At 59.9% G+C, this 1,171-nt stretch carries 2 protein-coding genes; one reads left to right on the top strand and one right to left on the bottom strand.

Annotation, left to right across the window (positions count from 1 at the left end):
- Positions 1–183: hypothetical protein (locus tag C8J45_RS19470; protein ID WP_219907413.1), on the bottom strand; the 183-nt coding region annotated here is incomplete at its 3' end.
- A gap of 23 nt (positions 184–206) precedes the next feature.
- On the opposite strand from C8J45_RS19470, the gene C8J45_RS18805 reads away from it, so the two are divergent.
- Positions 207–1,154 (top strand): transposase, encoded by a 948-nt coding sequence (locus C8J45_RS18805; protein WP_107964665.1) that lies wholly within the window; start codon positions 207–209, stop codon positions 1,152–1,154.
- Positions 1,155–1,171: the final 17 nt, after the last annotated feature.

Raw genomic sequence — 1,171 nt, 5'->3', positions numbered from 1 at the left:
ACCGCTTGTCTTATGAAGGTGGCGGTCTTTCTGGCAAGAAAGGCCGTCGCCGACGAGCCGCAAACTCGTCGGCGACGGGAAGGGACGGATCGCAAAACCGCAGGCCGTAATGGGCCGAGCTAGAGATTGATCGCCCTTCTCTTTTCCCGTGGCCTGAACGGATACGTGGGCCTTGGCCCGCATGACAAGCAGAGGACCTGGAAAAGATGGAGACCATCATAGCGCAGAATGTCGGTGTCGATATCTCCAAAGCTACACTCGACGTGCATCTTCACCCGGCGGGCATCGCTCGCCAGTTTGCCAACGACGCCAGTGGCATCAAGGCGTTGCTCGGTTGGCTTGGCGACCGTGACATCGCCCGTATCGTCTTCGAACCGACTGGGCCATATCATCATCGGCTGGAGCGGCGACTGGGCGACGCAGGACTCCCTTTGGCGAAGGTCAACCCGCTACAGGCGCGGCGCTTTGCCCAAGCCGCCGGCGCACACGCCAAAACCGATGCGATCGATGCCGCTATGCTGGCCCGCATGGGCGCACTTCTGACACCGCCGGTGAGACAGATTACCAGCGAAGCTATCGATGACATGAGGGAGCTTCACATTGCCCGGCTCGCCTTGATCAAGGATCGTACCGCTGCCAGGAACCGTGAGCATGCGTGTCGGTCGCCATTGCTGAAGCGACATGCTGCGCAGCGGCTAGCACAGATCGATCGTCAGATCGCCGCCATCGACGCTGCCTTGAACGCGCGTTTGCAGACCGATCCTGACCTGGTGTCGCGCTTCGCGATACTCATCTCGATTCCTGGTGTTGGTGCACTCACCGCTATAATTATGCTCATCGAGATGCCCGAACTCGGTCAACTCGAGAGCAAGCAGGTCGCCAGTCTCGCTGGTCTCGCCCCACAAGCCCGCGACAGCGGACAGTATCGCGGAAAACGCCACATCCGCGGTGGACGCGCCGTTCTCAGGCAAGCGCTCTACATGCCGGCCCTCGTCGCCACGCGGTTCAACGTCGATCTGAAAGCCAAATATCAGGCGATGGTCACCGCCGGGAAGCCCCCCAAGGTCGCTATCACCGCAATAATGCGCAAGCTCATCATCCTGGCAAATACGTTGCTCAAAGCCGACCGCAAATGGATCGAGAAGCCCGCTTGATCACAACGGATACTCTA

The sequence above is a fragment of the Sphingomonas sp. PP-CE-3G-477 genome (assembly GCF_003050745.1).
In the GTDB taxonomy this organism is placed as follows: Bacteria; Pseudomonadota; Alphaproteobacteria; order Sphingomonadales; family Sphingomonadaceae; genus Sphingomonas.
Note: the sequence above shows the minus strand (reverse complement) of the source record. Positions and strands in the feature narration are given on the sequence as shown.